17 protein-coding genes, 1 tRNA gene and 1 pseudogene are annotated in these 19,600 nt (G+C 34.1%); 5 read left to right on the top strand and 14 right to left on the bottom strand.

Annotated features, from left to right (window positions below):
* Positions 1-100: 100 nt before the first annotated feature.
* The 11 genes from QZZ51_RS02765 to QZZ51_RS02815 form a co-directional block, all read right to left on the bottom strand.
* Positions 101-412, bottom strand: a complete 312-nt coding sequence (locus QZZ51_RS02765) for a DUF1801 domain-containing protein (protein WP_366511941.1) — start codon at positions 410-412, stop codon at positions 101-103.
* A 47-nt stretch (positions 413-459) separates the two neighbouring features.
* Complete coding sequence (locus tag QZZ51_RS02770; RefSeq protein WP_291865557.1) at positions 460-819, bottom strand: DUF1801 domain-containing protein; 360 nt, start codon at positions 817-819, stop codon at positions 460-462.
* A gap of 10 nt (positions 820-829) precedes the next feature.
* Positions 830-1,768 carry a 2-hydroxyacid dehydrogenase gene (locus tag QZZ51_RS02775; RefSeq protein WP_291865560.1) on the bottom strand — a complete coding sequence of 313 codons (939 nt, stop codon included), beginning with the start codon at positions 1,766-1,768 and terminating at the stop codon, positions 830-832.
* Between the two features lie 3 nt (positions 1,769-1,771).
* Positions 1,772-2,137 (bottom strand): cupin domain-containing protein, encoded by a 366-nt coding sequence (locus QZZ51_RS02780; protein WP_291865563.1) that lies wholly within the window; start codon positions 2,135-2,137, stop codon positions 1,772-1,774.
* A gap of 39 nt (positions 2,138-2,176) precedes the next feature.
* Positions 2,177-3,529 (bottom strand): magnesium transporter, encoded by a 1,353-nt coding sequence (gene mgtE, locus QZZ51_RS02785; RefSeq protein ID WP_291865566.1) that lies wholly within the window; start codon positions 3,527-3,529, stop codon positions 2,177-2,179.
* Positions 3,516-4,394: a 16S rRNA (adenine(1518)-N(6)/adenine(1519)-N(6))-dimethyltransferase RsmA gene (gene rsmA / locus QZZ51_RS02790; protein WP_291865569.1), complete on the bottom strand. Its 879-nt coding sequence runs from the start codon at positions 4,392-4,394 to the stop codon at positions 3,516-3,518. The genes mgtE and rsmA overlap by 14 nt, the downstream gene beginning before the upstream one ends.
* Positions 4,395-4,397: 3 nt before the next feature.
* Positions 4,398-4,709, bottom strand: coding sequence for a DUF4286 family protein (locus QZZ51_RS02795; protein WP_291865571.1), 312 nt, complete (start codon positions 4,707-4,709; stop codon positions 4,398-4,400).
* A gap of 5 nt (positions 4,710-4,714) precedes the next feature.
* Complete coding sequence (locus QZZ51_RS02800; protein WP_291865574.1) at positions 4,715-6,499, bottom strand: tetratricopeptide repeat protein; 1,785 nt, start codon at positions 6,497-6,499, stop codon at positions 4,715-4,717.
* 68 nt (positions 6,500-6,567) lie between these two features.
* Entirely contained in the window at positions 6,568-7,839 is a 1,272-nt protein-coding gene (gene serS, locus QZZ51_RS02805; protein WP_291865583.1) for a serine--tRNA ligase, read from the bottom strand.
* 61 nt (positions 7,840-7,900) lie between these two features.
* Complete coding sequence (locus tag QZZ51_RS02810) at positions 7,901-9,226, bottom strand: HTTM domain-containing protein (RefSeq protein WP_291865586.1); 1,326 nt, start codon at positions 9,224-9,226, stop codon at positions 7,901-7,903.
* 1 nt (position 9,227) lies between these two features.
* Complete coding sequence (locus tag QZZ51_RS02815; RefSeq protein ID WP_291865589.1) at positions 9,228-10,154, bottom strand: bifunctional riboflavin kinase/FAD synthetase; 927 nt, start codon at positions 10,152-10,154, stop codon at positions 9,228-9,230.
* A gap of 53 nt (positions 10,155-10,207) precedes the next feature.
* On the opposite strand from QZZ51_RS02815, the gene QZZ51_RS02820 reads away from it, so the two are divergent.
* Together QZZ51_RS02820 and QZZ51_RS02825 are read left to right on the top strand one after the other, a co-directional pair.
* Positions 10,208-13,972 carry a reprolysin-like metallopeptidase gene (locus tag QZZ51_RS02820; protein WP_291865592.1) on the top strand — a complete coding sequence of 1,255 codons (3,765 nt, stop codon included), beginning with the start codon at positions 10,208-10,210 and terminating at the stop codon, positions 13,970-13,972.
* On the top strand, positions 13,969-14,664 hold the full coding sequence (locus QZZ51_RS02825; RefSeq protein WP_291865595.1) for a hypothetical protein: 696 nt from the start codon (positions 13,969-13,971) through the stop codon (positions 14,662-14,664). Before QZZ51_RS02820 ends, QZZ51_RS02825 begins: the two co-directional genes overlap by 4 nt.
* On the opposite strand, the gene pth is transcribed toward QZZ51_RS02825, so the two are convergent.
* The 3 genes from pth to QZZ51_RS02840 form a co-directional block, all read right to left on the bottom strand.
* Positions 14,665-15,294: an aminoacyl-tRNA hydrolase gene (gene pth / locus QZZ51_RS02830; RefSeq protein ID WP_291865597.1), complete on the bottom strand. Its 630-nt coding sequence runs from the start codon at positions 15,292-15,294 to the stop codon at positions 14,665-14,667. It lies immediately after the preceding gene.
* Positions 15,295-15,372: 78 nt separating this feature from the next.
* Complete coding sequence (locus QZZ51_RS02835) at positions 15,373-15,990, bottom strand: 50S ribosomal protein L25/general stress protein Ctc (protein ID WP_291865600.1); 618 nt, start codon at positions 15,988-15,990, stop codon at positions 15,373-15,375.
* A 46-nt stretch (positions 15,991-16,036) separates the two neighbouring features.
* Entirely contained in the window at positions 16,037-16,978 is a 942-nt protein-coding gene (locus tag QZZ51_RS02840; protein ID WP_291865603.1) for a ribose-phosphate pyrophosphokinase, read from the bottom strand.
* Positions 16,979-17,131: 153 nt separating this feature from the next.
* Here QZZ51_RS02840 and QZZ51_RS02845 point away from each other — a divergent pair.
* The 3 genes and pseudogenes from QZZ51_RS02845 to QZZ51_RS02855 all read left to right on the top strand — a co-directional run.
* Positions 17,132-17,211 (top strand) — tRNA-Leu (locus QZZ51_RS02845).
* Between the two features lie 368 nt (positions 17,212-17,579).
* Entirely contained in the window at positions 17,580-18,260 is a 681-nt protein-coding gene (locus tag QZZ51_RS02850) for an NUDIX domain-containing protein (protein ID WP_291865605.1), read from the top strand.
* A gap of 428 nt (positions 18,261-18,688) precedes the next feature.
* Positions 18,689-19,600, top strand: a pseudogene (locus QZZ51_RS02855) (L-arabinose isomerase); the annotation flags it as partial.

The following is a 19,600-nucleotide window of genomic DNA, read 5'->3' on the forward strand; positions in this document are numbered from 1 at the left end:
GATATTTTTGCTGCTAATTGCCCAATTAAATAATATGGTATGTCTTCTAAGTACTTAAAACGAATACAACTTCCCCATATCTAATTTTCTTTTACAATGCTTAGGGTGTTCCTCTACAAACAAACCAACCATACAAATTAACGTCTGCATATATCCCAGAACGGTATAGTGCTACAAAATTTTTCTGGGATGCTAAATTAATAAATGGCAATGGTAATTTTGGATTGCAATGACAACTCTCTGGATATAAGCAATTTGGCACTACACAACCCAGCATTTTATAACTAATACACTCTTTTAAGACCTTTAGGTAAGTTTGTTTTTTTAACTCTCTAATTTTAGAAATTACTTCTTTCCTTTGTTCGAGAAGTTGCTTTATATACTCTTCTAGTGTTGTAGCATCTGAGGTCATCTATTTTTAGTGTTAAAGATTACTTTCTAAAGCACTAAATTTAGAATTTAACTTACCATCCCCTTTCTATATAAATCTAGAGCCGTTTGTAAGAGTGAGGTAAGTTTCTGCATGGGAATATCTACAGCAGGGTTAACTCTTAGTATTTTCATTCGGGAACGTTTCCCTTCTTCCAATTCGGGATGATAAAGATGCGTTCCTTCTACAAAAAGAATATAGGGTTCTGTTGTTTTTTTATCTACCCATAAATACACAAATGCCTTTTTCTTATAGCAAAAACATGGCATTCCATACTTCTTCGTCTCCGTAATATTCTCGTCTTGTTTTAGAATAATATCTCGTAACGTAAGTAAGCAACCTTTGTTTGGCTCTTCTTTATTAAAATAAAAAGGTTCGTTTTGGCTCACTATATTAAAATTAACAGAACTCGGCCTGCACTTTATCTACAATAGTTTGTGCTAGTTTTATTTTACTTTCTACTGTCCAACCAGCTACGTGTGGTGTCAATACCACTTTATTGGATTTTATTAAATACTGAAAGGCTTCGGGCATGTTTGCTTCTGTAAACATATTTTCAAAAGAAGATTTTTCGTATTCCAAAACATCTAAGCCTGCACCTAAAATCTTTTCAGACCTAAGAGCCTCTACCAAATCATCTGTTTTAACACATTTACCTCTTGCCGTGTTTAGTAACCAAAACGGTTTGTGAAATTGCGAAATAAAGGCCTCGTTAATCATTCCTATAGTCAAGTCCGTTTGGGGCACATGCAAACTGAGTACATCTGTTCTTTGCTGCAACTCTAATATTCCCACTTGGCGTGCGTCTTCATTACATACACCCCCTACTATATCATAAAAAATAACTTCCACATCAAAACCTCTTAGTTTTTTAGCAAAAGCCTTCCCCATATTTCCGTAACCAATAATCCCAACGGTTTTACCATCTAATTCTACGCCTCTATTCCCTTCACGGTCCCATTTACCAGAGCGCACTTCCAGGTCTGCCGTATTCAATTTATTAAACAACGAAAGTAACATACCCAATGCATGTTCCCCCACGGCGTTTCTATTACCCTCTGGAGCAGAAGCTAAAAAAATTCCTTTTTCCTCTGCATAAGCAGTATCTATATTTTCTAAACCTGCTCCCAATCTACCTATAAATTTTAGATTCGTTGCTTTATCTAAAAACGATTTATCTATAGTAAAGCGGCTCCGAATTATTATGCCATCATATAAATGCAATTTAGATTCTACTTCTTCTTTTGAAGAGGTATAGTCTTCCTCATTCTGAAAATTTAAGGTATTAAATTGTTCTATTATTAATGGATGGTTAACATCTAAGTGTAATACTCTCATAAATTAAATTTTGGGGTACTTTGTTTGGGTTTTTTCATGTTGCACTTTTCCGGTATGTGCTGTAGACAGTTTTTCGAAAAGAAGCACGTGCACTACTTCGCCATTTTTAGTCATAGGATTATGCTCTACACCCTTGGGAACTACAATTATCTCTCCTTCTTTAACTACTTCTGTACGGTCTCTAAATTGCATGTATAGGGTTCCTTTAATAATCTGAAACAGTTCGTCTTCATTTTCATGGGCATGCCAAACAAATGCATCTTTAAGTTTGGCTAATAATACTTGCATATTATCTACCACAGCTATTTGGTGCGGGTGCCATTCCTTAGAAAACTCGGCATGTTTTGCTACTATATTTATGGATTTCATTAGGAAGGAATTTTAAACAGTAAGGTATTGTAAAAGGACTTAAATTCCTAATACCATTTTAGCTATCCAAAAGTAAATAAGGATTCCGAAAATATCATTACTGGTCGTAATAAATGGACCTGTTGCAATTGCTGGATCTATGCCTCTTTTGTTTAAAAAAAGTGGTACAAACGTCCCTATAAGGCCCGCAACAATTATAACAACAACTAAAGAAGCTGATATGGCAAATGCTGTGTTCATTTCCCCTTTGGTTACCCATACAAAAAGAAACAAAAACATGGCTAAAATAGTACCATTTAAAGCCGCCAAAAGCATTTCTTTAATTAAACGACTATTGATACTCCCTTTTACATCATCGTTCGCTAAACCTTGTACAATAATTGCACTAGATTGCACACCAACATTACCAGCCATTGCTGCAATTAGGGGAGTAAAAAAGAAAAGTACGGCATATTTTTCAAATGTGTTTTGAAAACCTTCCATAATTAAAAAGGCTCCTATTCCACCGATAAGCCCCAGAAACAACCAAGGTAAACGAGCTCTTGTAAGTTCTAGAATACTATCATCGGCTTCTACATCTTGGGTAATACCAGCAGCTAATTGATAATCCTTGTCTGCTTCTTCTTTTAATACATCGACAATATCATCAATGGTAATTCTTCCTAGTAAGGTTTTATTGTCATCTACTACTGGAATAGCATCTAAATCGTACTTAGACATTACTTTTGCAACATCCTCCACGTCATCATGCACATTAACATAATCTACTTTAGAAATATAAATATCTGCAATCTTTTGTTCGTTTTTAGCAACAACAAGGTCCTTTAAAGACAAACGACCTACTAACTTATCTTCCTTATCTACAACATATACAGAATGCACCCGGGTAACTTCTTCGGCTTGTCCTCTTATTCGTCGAAGACAACCTGCAACCGTCCAAGTATCGTAAACTTTAACTAATTCTTTTGCCATGAGACCACCAGCCGTATCTTCATCATAAGCAAGAAGTTCTTTAATTTCTTCTTTATGCTCCTCATCAACAATTTTAGATATTACCTCTTGCTGCCGCTCTTCGGACAATTCCGCAATGATATCAACAGCATCATCAGTATCTAACTCCTCTAACTCTTCTGCAATTTCTTTAGAAGATAAATTTCCTAAAATAGCCTCTCTTAAATTGTCGTCTACCTCTGTTAAAACATCAGATGTTTTATCGCTTTCTAGCAACTTAATTAAATAGGTTGCTTCCGTCTCTTTTAATTCATTGAAAATTTCGGCAACATCGGCATAATGCACCTCCTCTAAAAGAAATTTTAGTTGCGAATTCTCTTTGGCTTCAATGAGCTGTTTAATTTCAGCTACAAGCTCGTCTGTAAGTTTAAACGGTATCATCTGCTATCTTCTTGGTCAGAGCTATAAAATCGGCTACTGCCAGTTGCTCAGGACGCTTGTCAAAGATAACATCTTCTTTTAGATTATCGGAAAGAGCGAAAGATTTTAAACTATTACGCAATGTTTTTCTTCTTAAGTTAAAGGCTGCTTTAACCACTTTATGCAGTAATTGAGGGTCGCAATCTAATTTTAGGTTCTCTTTCCGTGTTAAACGCAACACTCCCGACTGTACTTTTGGTGGCGGATTAAACACTTCTGGCGCTACCGTAAACAAATATTCTGCCGTATAAAATGTTTGTACTAAAACCGAAAGTATACCATAGGTCTTACTCCCTTCTTTGGAACAAATACGGGCTGCAACTTCTTTTTGGAACATTCCTGAAAACTCTGGTACTTGATCCCGCATCTCTAACATTTTAAATACAATCTGCGTAGAAATATTATACGGAAAGTTCCCAGTTATGGCAAATTGCTCTTTACCGAAAAGATCTTCTATATTATATTTTAGAAAATCGGCTTCTATTACTTTAAAAGTTCCCTTTCGCTGCTGTAATTCTGGGTGCTCTAGAGGAAAATTAGTATTCAGGTATTCTATAGATTCTGTATCCAAATCTAACGCTACCAAATCCATTTCTTGTGCTAGTAGATGCTTAGTTAACACTCCTGTTCCAGGGCCTATTTCTATAACATTTTTATAGCCGTTAAGCGATAAGGTATGTGCAATATCATAGGCTACACCTTCATCTTTTAAGAAATGTTGCCCTAAATATTTTTTAGCTTTTACAGGACTCTCCTCTTGCCAATGCTTTTTATACTTTGGCTTGTCTCCTGCATATTTACTCTTACTCTTCCCTTTTTTTGCCATAGTTTAGTGCTCACTTAGTATTTCTAATTCCGTTCTAAATGCCACAAATTTACCCGCATAACGTTTTGCGCCATCTGAACGCATTCTATCGGCATCTTCTTCATAGTATTTTTCTAAAGTTTCTTTGCTATCTGTAGTGTATTGTACAGAATAGGTTTTTCCTCCCATTTCTTCTTCCACTAAGACTTTGGTCATTAATGCTTTGCTAAACTTACCCGTAGCGAGCATTTCTGGAATATGATTTTCTTTCATCCAAATAAGCCAAGAATCTGCAACGGATTCTTCTACATTAATAGTAACGTTATATATATACATAATTTTCAATTTATAGCATCGCCACGTAATTTTCTAAAACGCTTTCTGGCAATGGGAGAATAGTAACTGTCTTGGTAATTATAAATTATTTTTTCGTAATGGTCTTTAGCTTTCTGAGACTCATTTAATTTATCCTCATACAAAGTCCCTAATGCAAAATGGGCATCATCGGCTAAAATTCCTTGTCCGTAAAATTCGATTATCTTTTTATAATTAAAAACCGCTTTGGAATATTCTTTTAACTGCTGCAATAACTCCCCTTGTTTTAATAATGCCTCATCTTCTATTTTTTCACCTTTATGATTTTCTAAAATATCATTTAAAAGAGTTATGGCATCTTCTGTTTTATTTTGGTAAGCCAACAAATCTGCTCTGGCATATTTACGCAAAGCCGTTTGCGTTGAATCTTCTATAGCATTGTCTGATATTAAAAGACTCAGCTGCATAGCATCATTTGCTATGAGTTGCGATGTGGAACTACGCAATACTTTTAATTGTGTTAGCGCCCAATTAAAATCTCCTTTATAAAAACTAGTTTGTGCTACCTTAAAACGGGCATTCTGACCAATAACATCATTCTTGAACTTCTGCTGTATTTGCGAAAAATAAATAAGAGCTTCGTTAAATTTTCTATGGTATACCAAAATCTCTCCAAGGGCAAATTTAACATAAGCTACCCCTTCTCTATTTAACGGAATTTCTAAATAATTTTTCAGCATTGTAATTGCTGGTTCTGGAGTATTTCTTTTAAAAGTTAAAAACTTAGCATATGCTATTTGTAGCCTAAGGGTTGTATTTTTAATACCATGTATTTGCAATAGCTCTTTATACTTTTTTTCTACAGCATCTAATGCTGCTCCTTCATCTTGCGACAACTGAATATTTATTAATTGCAATTCCGAATCTAACCTTGTGGTGCTATCTTCTGTTTCTTCTAGCACAAATTCAAAAATATCCTTTGCTACATCCAGTTCATCCACACTAAGAGCTATGTCAGACAAATCTATAAGACGATTAGTATTTGTTCCTTCTGTTCTCTTATATATGGCTTTTTCTTGTCTAAATGCACTACCGTATTGTTTTTGCTTTACAAATAACCAGCTGAGTAATTCATTCCAAAGCGTATCTGGGTTTCTTTGCGCGTTCTTTAATAGGATTTTTTTTAGCTTTAAATTATTATCGTTATTAGGGTCATCCGTAACAAAAGCATCTAAATTTCTTAACACGTTAGATTTAGAAGTTTTTCCTTCTATAATCAATGTTAAATACGCTTCGTACATTTTTTCTATACTCCCTTGCTCTCCGTAAATTCTGGCTAACTGAAAATTAAAATTTAAAGCAGGGTTTAATACCATTGCCTTTTTATATGCTGTGGTTGCGTAATTCAACAAAGTGTACTTATGAAACTTAGAGCCTATTTGTGCTCCATAATTTGGATTTTTATCTAAGAAATCTACTGCCTTATTGTACTGTTTTTCTGCTTCTGCTTCCTTATTTTGAAGTGTGAAATTGTACCCTAAATCAATATATAAAATAGGCATAGCGTTACGTTCTTTTAACCTTTGTCGTAAAAAATTTTCCGCATCGTTATAACGCTCCAATTGTTGGTAACAAGCTACTAACCCTTCTGTATAATCTAATCTATTTGGATTGGTTTTAACGAGTTTTTCATAATACACCACAGACTTATCGAACTCCCCATCATTAAAATACTGTCGTGCCAAGAAGTCTTCCTGAGCAGTAGCCCAGAAAAAACAACAAACAAACAAAGATGTGAAAAATACGCGCAAGCTTAGGTTTTTCTCAAAGATACATAGATTCGCGAAAGGGCGTGTTACCAGGTTTATAAGAAAGAGAATTAATCAATCTTACTAAAACCACAATACGGAATTAACACTTCTGGGATTTCTATTCCGTCTTCTACCTGATAATTCTCTAAAATACCAGCAAGTACTCTTGGCAATGCTAAAGAACTACCATTTAAAGTATGTGCTAATTGGCTTTTGCCATTTTCATCTTTATATCTAAGCTTTAATCTATTGGTTTGGTAAGCCTCGAAATTAGAAACCGAACTAATTTCTAACCAACGGTCTTGTGCTGTAGAAAATACTTCAAAATCATAAGTCAAGGAAGATGTAAAACCTAAATCGCCACCACATAATCGTAAAACTCTATATGGCAACTTTAATTCTCTAAGGATGTTTTTTACGTGTTCTACCATACCGTCTAAAGCCTCAAAAGATTTAGATGGGTGTTCTACACGTACAATTTCGACTTTATCGAACTGATGCAAACGGTTTAAACCACGTACATGAGCGCCATAACTACCCGCTTCTCTTCTAAAGCAAGGGGTATATGCAGTGTAACAAATAGGGAATTGCTCCTCTTTTAAAATCTCTCCTCTGAATAGATTTGTAACTGGTATTTCTGCTGTTGGTATTAAATATAAATCGTCTTCTCCAACATGGTACATTTGCCCTTCTTTATCTGGTAATTGCCCTGTTCCATAACCAGAAGCCTCATTTACTAAATGTGGCACTTGTATTTCTGTATAACCTGCTTCGGTATTTTTATCTAAAAAATAAGCAATTAATGCACGTTGCAAACGAGCTCCTTTTCCTTTATAAACAGGAAAACCAGCACCAGTGATTTTAACCCCTAACTCAAAATCTATAATATCGTACTTCTTTGCTAGTTCCCAATGCGGCATAGCATTAGACACTAGCTCTGGTATATCGCCTTCTGAAAATACCTCCTCATTATCTTCGTCTGTATTCCCTGCAGGAACACTGTTATGCGGTATATTAGGAATCTGATATAATACCGTTTGTAATTCCTCTGCTACAGTAGCTAAAGCGTCATTCAAAACTTTAGATTCTTCTTTTAAAACCCCTGTTTTTTCTTTTAATACATTAGCCTCTTGTGCTTTTCCAGATTTAAAAAGCATCCCAATTTCTTTAGACAAGGCATTAGACTCTGCTAAAGTTTTATCTAATTGCGTTTGCGTTTCTCGTCTCTTATCATCTAATTCTATGGCCTTTTCCAATAAAGGTGTACCATCGATATTTCGCTTTTTTAAAGCGGTAATGAAGTCGTTTTTAGAATCTCTAATTGCCTGTAATTGTAGCATTGCTTATAATTTTGAACTGCAAATTTAGGCTTATTTGCGCCTACTGCCAACTGAAATTCGTTCACTCTTCCGTTAATTGGGATGTAAGAATCCAATCGTTATGCTCAAAATGATTCCAAGGGGTGTTCGCTAAGTCTATTTCAGGGTTAATAAAGGCTTTCATTGGCCTAGCATTTATACTTATTTTAGAATTGATAGCATAAACAGAAACCTCTTCTCCTTTTTTTTGATATTCTTTTTTAATATGTTGTGCAAATTGCCATATAAAATCGGGGTAGGCAGCAACTCTTGCCTTTTGCTTGGGCGTTAAATAATTATCCTGTTTTACTAATGTTTCTTTACCCGTATTTTTATTTACTACTCTAAAATGAATGCTCCCCCTGCGACTACGCAACATCATACGCCAACTTAACCGATGCCCTTCCTCTGTCCACAAAACATTATCTGTAATAAAATGATGTCTTAGTGGCAAAAATATCTGAATTACAAAGTACACCCCCAATATCCCTAGGAGTACATTCTTGTTTTTAGGTGTCTCTATCTTATTCTCAGTATACCGTAATTTCTTCGTGAAAAATATTTTTCTAATCGTTTCTGGTTCAAAAAAGAATACCGTAAAAGCCAAAGATAAAAAGGGAAATATCCCTATTTGAAATACTACCGCATTAAATAAATGAAAAAAGAGAGATAGAAAAAAAGCTACTTTCCGTGTTGGCTTGTATAAGAGAGCAGGTACAATTAGTAAATCGAAAAGAATACCAAAAATGCCCATGATAACGTGCGCCCAATGTTGTTGTAAAAACCCACCAATAAAATAATAATCGGCCTTATTTTGCATTAAAAGTTTTAGCATCCCAAAATCTAACCAATCTCCATACATTTTTGCAACAGAGGCATACGTGTAAACAATGAATAATTGAGCAACAATAATCCACTTAACATACGCATGCATTGAATTACTTTGTATTACCTTATTTTGTTTGGCATCTACAGAATTACTCTTTTCTGCAGGTAAAAAACACATAATTAATGCAATTAAAACCAATAAATAATAATGATTGTTATAGGACGTTTTCTGCATTAAGTAAACTGCAGACCATAAAATAAAAAAGGCTATACTACTAAATCTATACTTATACCCTATAGCAATACAAACCCCTAATGTGCCCATTACAAAAAAGTAGAAGTACATACCATTTCCTGCCAATGGTTGCAGCCACTCCAGACCAATAAAATTAAATGTAAAAGATGGTTCTACAAGGGTTTTCTTAATCCATCCTGTAAAAATTGCACCGTAACATTCTAATGCCACTAAAATGCCAAAAAATATTCTAAAAATTATAAGGGAACTGTTATCTATTCTCTGAAAAAGAAATCGATGTAACATTTTATTTTGCTATTAGTTGTAATGAAATTTCTTTATCTAAAACCAACTGCTCTTTAAGGGCATCTAAGGATTCAAATTTCTTCTCCTCGCGAATCCAACCCAGAATATCAATCTGAATTTTTTGCTCGTATAAATCTTGATTAAAATCAAAAAAATGAACTTCTATACTTTGCTCTTTCCCTTCCACTGTAGGATTAAAGCCAATATTCATCATTCCTGAAATACGTTTTCCTCCGATAGTACTTTGCACTACATAAACTCCATTTTTAGGTATGAGTTTATATTTTTCTTCTATTTTAATATTGGCAGTCGGAAATTGTATTTGCCTTCCTAAGCCTTTCCCTTTTTTAACCACTCCAGTGAGCATATAATTATATCCCAAATATTTATTTGCGGTGGTTATATTACCCTCCTCTAAAGCTCTTCGTATTTTCGTGGAACTAACAGAAACTTCGTTTATTTCCTGTGCCGGAATTTCTTCTACATCGAAATTAAAAGTAGTACCAAAAGCTCTTAAATCGGTAATATTTGCATTTCTATTTCTTCCAAATCGATGGTCATAGCCAATTATTATCTTTTTAGTATGTAATTGGTTTACTAGAAGATCTCTCACAAATTCCGTTGCAGAAAGTCTAGAGAAATCCATCGTAAAAGGATGAATAATAAGTTGTTCTAATCCCAATTGCTCTAAAATTACACCTCTTTCCTCTATAGTATTTAAAAGTTTTATCTCCGCATCTTTTTGCAGAACCATTCTAGGATGTGGAAAAAAAGTAAGCACCGTTGGCACCAATCCCAACTCTTTAGCATTGCTGATAAGGCGATTAACTATTTTTTTATGCCCAATATGCACGCCATCGAAAGTACCAATAGTTATGGCTATTGGTTGTTTTTTATCGTACTTAGATATGCTTTGAACTATATTCACTTAATAATAAATAATAAAAGACTTATATTTGATTTAGAGATAAAAGACCCTGAATGCTTACAAAATTACGTCTACTTTTTTCAATTACCATAGTATTTCTTTCCTTTTACGGATCTGCACAGAGTAGCTACTGGAAACAGGAAGCACCTAGAAACGCTTTAAAGAAGTCTTTCTCACAACGTTTTCAGGTTAAAAGCGCAAAAACTTTTTCTCTAGATGTTTCAAATTTTCAAAAATCTTTAACCTCTTTTTCTAAAAACGATGCAAAAACCGTTTTCTTTCCAGATGAAAATGGAAAACAAAATGCTTATCTAGTTAAAGAATCTTCGGTATTATCGCCAGAACTTGCATTAAAATACCCGAATATAAAATCTTTTGTAGGTTATGGTATTAACAACCCAAAAGACAAAATTCGTTTTAGTATTTCTCATAATGGAATACAAAGCATGGTTATTCATGGAGACAAAAAAGGGAATACCTACACGGAAAAGGCAGATAAAAACAAGTACATAACCTACAGAAGAGACGAAACTAATAAAACAGAAAAAGATTTTATTTGTAACACCACATCTAAAATTAAATCTACAATTGGAGCTACAGCATTAAAACCAGTAGACGACCAGATTTTAAGAAAATACCGTTTAGCAGTTTCTACTACAGGGGAATATACCAATTACCACGGAGGGAGTGTTGCAGATGCTTTGGCTGCCATAAATGCTACTGTGACAAGAATTAATGAAGTTTTTGAAACCGACCTTGCAATTACCTTGGAATTAGTTGCTAATACGGATTTAGTACTATATACAAATGCCTCAACAGACCCTTACGAATCTAATCTTAATACAGAAGTACAGAACACACTTACAACTATCATAGGAGCTGAAAATTATGACATAGGACATTTATTTCATGTGGATGCTGCAAATGGTAATGCTGGTTTTGTTGGCGCCGTTTGCATAGATGCTAAAAAAGGTAGCGCTTTTTCATCTCACCCAAACCCAGCAGGAGATTTATTCGATTTAGATTATGTTGCTCACGAAATGGGCCATCAATTTGGAGCTAACCACACTTGGTCGCACGAATCTGAAGGCACACAAGTACAAGCAGAACCTGCAAGTGGCACCACTATAATGGGGTATGCAGGTATTGTAGGCGCTAATAATGTTGCTACACACGGAGACCCTTATTACCATTATTATAGTATTCTTCAAATAACCGAATACCTTAGTTTCACTAGTTGTGGAGAAGAAATAGCTTTAACTAACACTCCTCCAACTGTAGATTTAACAGGAAACTTTACCATTCCTAAATCTACACCATTTGTTCTTAAAGGAAACGCAACAGATACAGATATTACAGATGTTTTAACCTATACCTGGGAACAAATAGACAATGGTGTTGTAACCCAATCTACTTTTGGTCCTACAAATGTTAGCGGCGCAAATTTTAGATCACAAATACCCACTATAAATTCAGAACGATATTTTCCGAAATTATCTAGCGTTATTTCTGGCAATTTAACCCAAACAAACCCCGCTATTAATTCTGCTTGGGAAACTCTTTCCGATGTAGAACGAGAATTAAATTTTGCCTTTACCGTAAGAGATAATGCTCCAGGAGGAGGCCAGGTTGTCTCTGATTTAGCAACTGTTTCTGTGGCAAGTAATGCAGGCCCATTTATGGTTACCTCACAAACAGCTAATGAAATTTACAAAGGAGGAGACGCAAAAACTATCACTTGGGACGTTGCCAATACCAATATTGCCCCAGTTCTCACTTCTACTGTCACTATTTTATTATCTATTAATGGCGGGCAAACATTCGATATAATTTTAGCGGAAGATGTTATAAATGATGGAGAACACAAGATAATTCTTCCAAACGCAAGCACCACCGAAGCAAGAATAATGGTTAAGGCAAATAACAATATTTATTTTGCCATAAACAATAGTGATTTTACCATTGAAGAATCCAAAATTATATTAAACTTCAGTAATTTAGAATACGAAGTTTGCGCCCCGAACGATTTAACAACCACCTTCAACTACGAAGCTTATTTAGCGTTTTCAGAAGAGAGCACGTTTAGTATTGTATCTCCTCCTGCGGGTTTAGGCATAGCCATTACACCAAATACAGCAACACTTACAGATACCGAAATCACTATTAACTTTACTAATACATTGAGTTTAGCTCCTGGAACATACCCCATCCAAGTTCTTTCTACATCTGCTACAGAAACAAAAACGGTTACTTTAGACCTCTATATATCCGATTCTAATTTTTCTGATGTAGTACTTCAAAGTCCTCTTAATAATTTAACGGATGCTTCAACAAGTACCGAACTCACATGGATAAACAACCCTATTTACACCAGCTATGATATAGAAATAGCTACAGATGAATTATTTACAAACATTGTAGAAGCAATCAATGTAGCATCCAACTCATATATGCCATTATCTTTACAATATGAGACTAGCTACTACTGGCGCATAAAACCAAAAAACATTTGTGGAGAAGGGAACTTTAGCCTTCCTTTTACATTTACGACTCTTAAATTTAGTTGTAATTCTAAAAGCGCCATTGGCCTACCACTAGAAATAACAGCAAACGGAACGCCTACCATAAGCTCTAAAGTATCTTTTTATGAAGATGTCCCTCTATCGGATATTAAAGTTTCATTAGAATTAGACCACAATTATTTAGAAGATTTAGTGGCTACCTTAATATCTCCTGAAGGGACTAAAGTAATATTAGTTTCTAGTTCCTGTGGAGAATTAAAAAATATAAATGCCATTTTTGATGATAACGCTAACGCTTTTACTTGCGGTGGAGACCCTGCCATTACAGGAACCGTGAAGCCACTTGGAACCTTAAGCTCTTTTAAAGGGGAATCTATAAAAGGAGATTGGACACTTCAAATTAGCGATAATGCTAATGAAGATGGCGGCTTCCTTAAAGCTTTCTCTATTGAGATATGCGTAGAAGGAGAACTTAGACCCGACGAAGACAATGATGGTGTTTTTGATGACGGTGATGATTTATGCCTTGGAACTCCCGAAGGGTTAGAAGTAGACGAAACAGGTTGTACTATATACCTATTCCCAACAACTAATTTTACTGTTACTGCACAAAGTGAAGCATGTAGAAATAGTAACGACGGAAAAATTATAATAGATGCTACTTTACCATTAGATTATGAAATCACAGTTAATGGAACCGGTATAAATTCTACAGAAAATTTTAATGTAAATTATACTTTAGACAACTTAAGTTCTGGGACTTATAATATTTGCATTACTGGTACAGATAGCAATATAGTATACGAAAATCATTGTTTCGATGTAATAATCACAGAACCAGAAGTACTAAACGTAAGCTCTAAGCAGTCTCTAAACGGCAAGCAAACTAGTTTAACCTTATCTGGAGCCTTACTATACAATATAGAATTAAACGGCATTGTAACGCAAACAAACAAGTCTAAAATTACTTTAAACTTAAAAGAAGGTACAAATACTTTAAAAGTATATACTAACCTTCCATGCCAAGGAATATATAACGAACAATTGTTCTCTATTGAACAACCTATTATTTACCCCAATCCTTTTAACACCACCACTACCCTATTTCTTGATAATTATTTACAGGATATTGAAATAAAAATATTTACTAGTAGCGGACAATTAATAAGTACTAGAAATTACAATATAGATAACACAAAATTAAAATTAGATTTTACAAGTTTACCTACAGGCATATACTTTATATCCTATAAAGGCGAAGCTTTAAAAGGAACAGCAAAAGTAATTAAGCAATGAGAATTATAGGAATCCTTATATTAACCTTTTTTGTTTTTGGCTGTAAAAAATCGGAGCCATCAGAAACCCCAGTAGAAGAGCCGCCAACAGCAGCGCTTTTATCTTATCCAGACAAGAACTCAGAATGCACCACAGGTGTAAGCATAAGTAATACTGCTAGTGAAGTAGAATTTAGATGGAATACCGCTAAAAATACAGATAGCTATACCTTAAGTGTAACGAACCAAAATACGGGATTTACCCAAACTATGAATACCTCTGCTTTAACTCTTAAAGTACCTCTAGATAAAGGGACTCCGTATACCTGGTTTGTTGTTACAAAAAATAATAAAGTCTCCAAAACCTCTGCAAGTGACACATGGGCTTTTTACAATTCTGGATTTGTTTCTGCATATGTACCATTTCCTGCAGAAATAATTTTTCCAAAAATTGGAGACAACGCATTTCTAGACTTAAATAATGAAATTAATTTAGACTGGTCTGGGTCAGATTTAGATAATGACATTGACAGCTATGACTTATATTTTTCTACCACCAAACCACCAACAACTCTTTTAACTACAACCACACCTGCAGTTACAGAACAAAAAGTTACGGTAGAAGGTAATACTATATATTATTGGAAAGTAATAACAAAAGATAAAGAAGGAAATACTTCTGACTCTGGAGTATTTAGTTTTAAAGCACTTTAACTATTTACCATTAAATTGGTTCATGGTATTTTTAACCCCTGATAAAGCAAAAGAACTAACTAGTTCCGATGCTTTTACCAAACGCTCTTCAAGATTTTTATTTTCCTCAGAACTCCATTCTCCCAAGACATAATCTACCTGCCTGCCCGTACCAAAATCTGCACCTACACCAAATCTAAAACGGTTATAATTTGTAGTTTGCAGTACTTCTTGAATACTTTTCAACCCGTTATGACCACCATCACTTCCCTTCATTTTCAATCTAAAAGTACCAAATTCTAAATTTATATCATCGGTTATTATCAGTACGTTCTCTAACGGAATTTTTTCTTTGTCCATCCAATACTTAACAGCCTTACCACTAAGATTCATGTAAGTAGCCGGCTTTAAGCAAAGAAGACTTCGTCCCTTAATTTTAACTACAGCAACATCCCCTAATCTTTGGGTGTCAAAAGAAGCCTCTTTGCTTTCTACTAAAGCATCTAACACCTTAAAACCTATATTATGCCTAGTCTCTGCATATTCGCTTCCAATATTCCCTAAACCAACTACTAAAAATTTTTTCATTATATCTAATTCTTCTAAAAAAGCAGGAGTACTACCAAATAACCATTTAATTATAGATAACATAAGTCCTTTTGTAATGGTATAAAAATACAAAAGCATCTCATAAAATATGAGATGCTTTTAAACTTATATAATTTTTGTTTACTCTGCTGCTGGAGCTTCTGCTCCTTCTGCCTCTTCTCCTTCTCCTTCTTCTTCCTCGTCTTCAGCTGCATTACGAGAAGTTTTAACCTGTACAATTACAGTATTATCTGGGTGAAGTAATGTAAAATCTTCACTCAATAAACTTTCCACTTTGATATTATCACCAATCTTAAGCTCTGATATATCTACATCGAAAAAATCCACTAAATTCCCAGGTAATGCCTTAACAGAAAGTTTTCTCTTTCTAAATAACAAACCTCCACCATTTTTAACACCTGGCGAACTACCTTGCAACCTAACTGGTATAGACATTGTAACTTCTTTATCTGGAAATAACTGATAAAAATCTACGTGAATAATTTTATCTGTTACAGGATGAAACTGAATATCCTGCATAATTGCGTCTACTTTAGTTCCATTCTCTAATTCAACCACAACTGTGTGTGCGTTTGGAGTGTAAACCAAATCTCTAAATGACAATTCATTTGCTGAAAAATGTAATGGTTTTTCCCCTCCGTATACTACGCAAGGAACCTTTCCAGCATTACGTAAGGCTTTTGTTGCTTTTTTGCCTACGATTTCTCTTTCTGATCCTTTAATTGTAATTGACTTCATTATATATATTAAAAATTAATAATTCTTTTTTACAGTTTCTATGTTATTACATTAAAAACTTAGAACTTATAGAAGTATTGTTCTGTACTCTATTCATAACATCTGCAAATAGTGTAGCACAACTTAATACTTTCACCTTTTTACTATCTTTTCTTGTTGGGATAGAATCGGTAATTATTAGTTCTGATAATTGTGATTTTTCTATTTTATCATAAGCATCACCCGACAATAAACCGTGCGTAGTTATAGCTCTTACACTTAACGCTCCTCTTTCCATCATTAAATCTGCCGCCTTAGCTAATGTCCCAGCGGTATCAACCATATCATCTACTAAAACAACATTCTTTCCTCTTACATCACCAATTAACTCCATATGTGAAATTACATTAGCTTTTGCTCGTTGCTTATAACAAATCACGACATCACTCTTTAAAGCTTTAGAATAAGCATAAGCTCTTTTAGAGCCTCCCATATCCGGAGATGCAATTGTTAAGTTATCAAGATTTAAATTTCTTAAATACGGCAAAAACAAAGTAGATGCAAATAAATGATCCACAGGCTTCTCAAAGAAACCTTGTATTTGGTCAGCATGCAAGTCCATTGTTATAATACGAGTTGCTCCAGCTGTCTCCAGCATTTTAGCAACCAATTTTGCAGCAATAGGAACTCTTGGCTTATCCTTACGATCCTGTCTTGCCCAACCAAAATAAGGCATAACCGCGGTAATGTGTCTTGCAGATGCACGCTTAGCAGCATCTAACATTAACAACATCTCCATTAAGTTTTCCGAACTTGGATTTGTAGATCCAATTATGAAGACTCTAGCTCCACGAACTGATTCTTCAAAAGAAGGCTGAAATTCCCCATCACTATATCTTGAAAATTGTACTTTCCCTAACTCAGTTCCATATTTTTTAGCAATCTTTTCTGCTAATATGGTACTTTGTGTACAGGCAAAAATTTTAGGTTCTGGTATTTGATACGCCATGGCTAATGTGTTGTTCCCTAGTTTATTAAACTTCTTTTTCGTTAAGGAGGTGCAAATTTAGGATTTTTTTTGGGGTACTAAAGCATATTAATGCCTTTTTTTAGAGGTAAAAAGAAATTATTTTTTAATTTTGCAGTCCTCTTAACAAGTTATGCTCGAGTGGCGGAACTGGTAGACGCGCTGGATTCAAAATCCAGTTCTTCGGAGTGCGGGTTCGATTCCCGCCTCGAGTACTTTATAAAATCGTAACCACTTATTTATTAAGTGTTTACGATTTTTTTGTGTTCTTTTTTCCAAATATCTAACTACAAAAAGAACTTTTTTACTGCCTTAGTAAGACCTTCTCTTCACCAAAAAAAGTAACTACTCCTCAAGAAAATGGAGTAAATAAAAAAAAGAGTGAAACATGAGTTTTTCTTTAAAAAAATCCATTTTAACACATTAAAAAGAGAGGCTTCTTCCATAATAACCCGAGGAGAGAAACTTAAAAAGTTATGATTAATTCAATACTTCAGCAATTATAACGCAAAATATAATTAACACTTTTTATCTTTTTTGTAGAGGTTATAATTTAGTTATACTTTTATCTTTTTTAGATTCCATGGAAGATTACTACAAAAAAACCAAACACTTAGTCGCAGTTGATTGTGTCATTTTTGGCTATAAGAAAGAGCAATTACATCTTTTATTATACCCTAGAGGGTTTGAGCCTGCTAAAGGTAAATGGTCATTAATGGGAGGCTTTTTACAAGACAAAGAATCTTCAGATGATTCTGCAAGAAGAATACTAAAAAGTACTACAGGGTTGATGGACGTATATCTTGAACAGGTCGCTTTTTTTACTAATCCACTACGTGATAAAGCAGCCAGGGTGATAAGTTTAGTATATTATGCATTGTTAAAGGAGGATAAATATGATGAAACTTTAGTTAGAGAACATGGTGCACATTGGTGGCCAGTTAATAAATTACCAGATTTTATTTTTGATCATGAAGAAATGGTGAGAAAATCTATGGAAAAACTTCAACTTAAGGCTTCAATAAACCTGGTCGGAATTGAATTATTACCTGAAATGTTTACTTTACAGCAACTTCGAAACTTATACGAAGCTATATTTCAAAAAAAATTAGATCCTGGTAATTTTAGAAAAAAACTACTTTCAACCGATATGTTCGAGAAATTAAATATTAAAAACACAAAAGCGTCTAAAAAAGGAGCTTATTATTATAGAGTAAAAGTAACTAGCCAGAATAAGAGTTTTGATAGATTGATGAAATTTTAATAAATTCTCGCCTAAATTCATCAGTAACTATTACTTAAATTTTTCAGGGTGTTTCTAGTTTCTAATATTATAACCTGCAAATATATTTCTGTATAAAATATTGAAGACTTTTAATATGAACTTATTTTTTTTGTGACAATCATTAACTACTACTAGCTATTCTTTTTAATTTAATATAATCTTGATTCACTTTCAAAAACATAGTGCCAAAAGCACTATTTAACACAAGCAAAAAAAAGATTACAAAAAATAAATGCCTCGATCACTAAATAGCTAATGTTTAAATAGTCATTATTTTAAATATTAATAAAAGTATAAATGACTTTTATTAATATTTTATATATATTTGTTTCTTATTAGTTTACTCACAATAACTATTTATCAGCTATTTATGATTATTTTAATAAAAGTAATATAACCTATATATTATGATTTTAAAGCAAAATTTTACAAAAAAGAATGTTTGGTTTGTTGCGGGTAGTCAACATTTATACGGGGAGTCAGTTTTAAAAAAAGTAGAAACCCACACTTTAGAAATTGCTAACAGTCTAAGTGAGGATTCAACTATTCCTGTGAATATTGTTTTTAAAGCTGTTTTAACACAATCCGATGATATTGCTAAATTGTTTTCGCAGGCCAATAGTGATGATGAGTGTATAGGGTTAATAGTGTGGATGCATACGTTTTCGCCCGCAAAAATGTGGATTCAGGGGCTTGAAATTTTAAAAAAACCTTTTGTGCATTTGCATACTCAATACAATCGAGATATACCGTGGAATGATATTGATATGGATTTTATGAATCTAAACCAATCTGCACATGGAGGACGAGAGTTTGGGTTTATTTGTTCTAGACTACGTATTAATCGTAAAGTTATTGTTGGGCATTGGAAGGATGATGACGTTAGACTTGAAATAGCTTCCTGGACTCGTGCAGCAATAGGTTATGCAGAATCAAAATCTTTAAAAATTTGTCGATTTGGGGATAATATGCGGAATGTTGCTGTTACAGAGGGTGACAAAATAGAAGCTCAAAAAACTCTTGGATGGCAAGTTAATTACCACGGCGTTGGAGACCTTGTGGAGAGTATGAATACGATATCCCAAAAGGATGTAATTAATTTAGTAAAGCAATACTCCCAAGAGTATGAATTAGAAGATATATCTAATTTAAATATAAACTATCAGGCTAGAATCGAATTAGGAATAAAAAAGTTTCTAGATCAACATGACTATAAAGCTTTTACTACTAATTTCGAAGATTTACACGGATTAGAACAGCTTCCCGGATTGGCAGCACAACATTTAATGGCACAAGGCTATGGTTTTGCTGCCGAAGGT

This window comes from Maribacter sp. (assembly GCF_016744255.1).
Classification (GTDB): domain Bacteria; phylum Bacteroidota; class Bacteroidia; order Flavobacteriales; family Flavobacteriaceae; genus Maribacter_B.

Coding starts and splice junctions, on each gene's coding strand:
- QZZ51_RS02765 (WP_366511941.1), bottom strand. CDS start 412: ATGACCTCAGATGCTACAACACTAGAAGAGTATATAAAGCAACTTCTC.
- QZZ51_RS02775 (WP_291865560.1), bottom strand. CDS start 1,768: ATGAGAGTATTACACTTAGATGTTAACCATCCATTAATAATAGAACAA.
- QZZ51_RS02780 (WP_291865563.1), bottom strand. CDS start 2,137: ATGAAATCCATAAATATAGTAGCAAAACATGCCGAGTTTTCTAAGGAA.
- mgtE (WP_291865566.1), bottom strand. CDS start 3,529: ATGATACCGTTTAAACTTACAGACGAGCTTGTAGCTGAAATTAAACAG.
- rsmA (WP_291865569.1), bottom strand. CDS start 4,394: ATGGCAAAAAAAGGGAAGAGTAAGAGTAAATATGCAGGAGACAAGCCA.
- QZZ51_RS02795 (WP_291865571.1), bottom strand. CDS start 4,709: ATGTATATATATAACGTTACTATTAATGTAGAAGAATCCGTTGCAGAT.
- serS (WP_291865583.1), bottom strand. CDS start 7,839: ATGCTACAATTACAGGCAATTAGAGATTCTAAAAACGACTTCATTACC.
- QZZ51_RS02810 (WP_291865586.1), bottom strand. CDS start 9,226: ATGTTACATCGATTTCTTTTTCAGAGAATAGATAACAGTTCCCTTATA.
- QZZ51_RS02820 (WP_291865592.1), top strand. CDS start 10,208: ATGCTTACAAAATTACGTCTACTTTTTTCAATTACCATAGTATTTCTT.
- QZZ51_RS02825 (WP_291865595.1), top strand. CDS start 13,969: ATGAGAATTATAGGAATCCTTATATTAACCTTTTTTGTTTTTGGCTGT.
- pth (WP_291865597.1), bottom strand. CDS start 15,294: ATGTTATCTATAATTAAATGGTTATTTGGTAGTACTCCTGCTTTTTTA.
- QZZ51_RS02835 (WP_291865600.1), bottom strand. CDS start 15,990: ATGAAGTCAATTACAATTAAAGGATCAGAAAGAGAAATCGTAGGCAAA.
- QZZ51_RS02840 (WP_291865603.1), bottom strand. CDS start 16,978: ATGGCGTATCAAATACCAGAACCTAAAATTTTTGCCTGTACACAAAGT.
- QZZ51_RS02850 (WP_291865605.1), top strand. CDS start 17,580: ATGGAAGATTACTACAAAAAAACCAAACACTTAGTCGCAGTTGATTGT.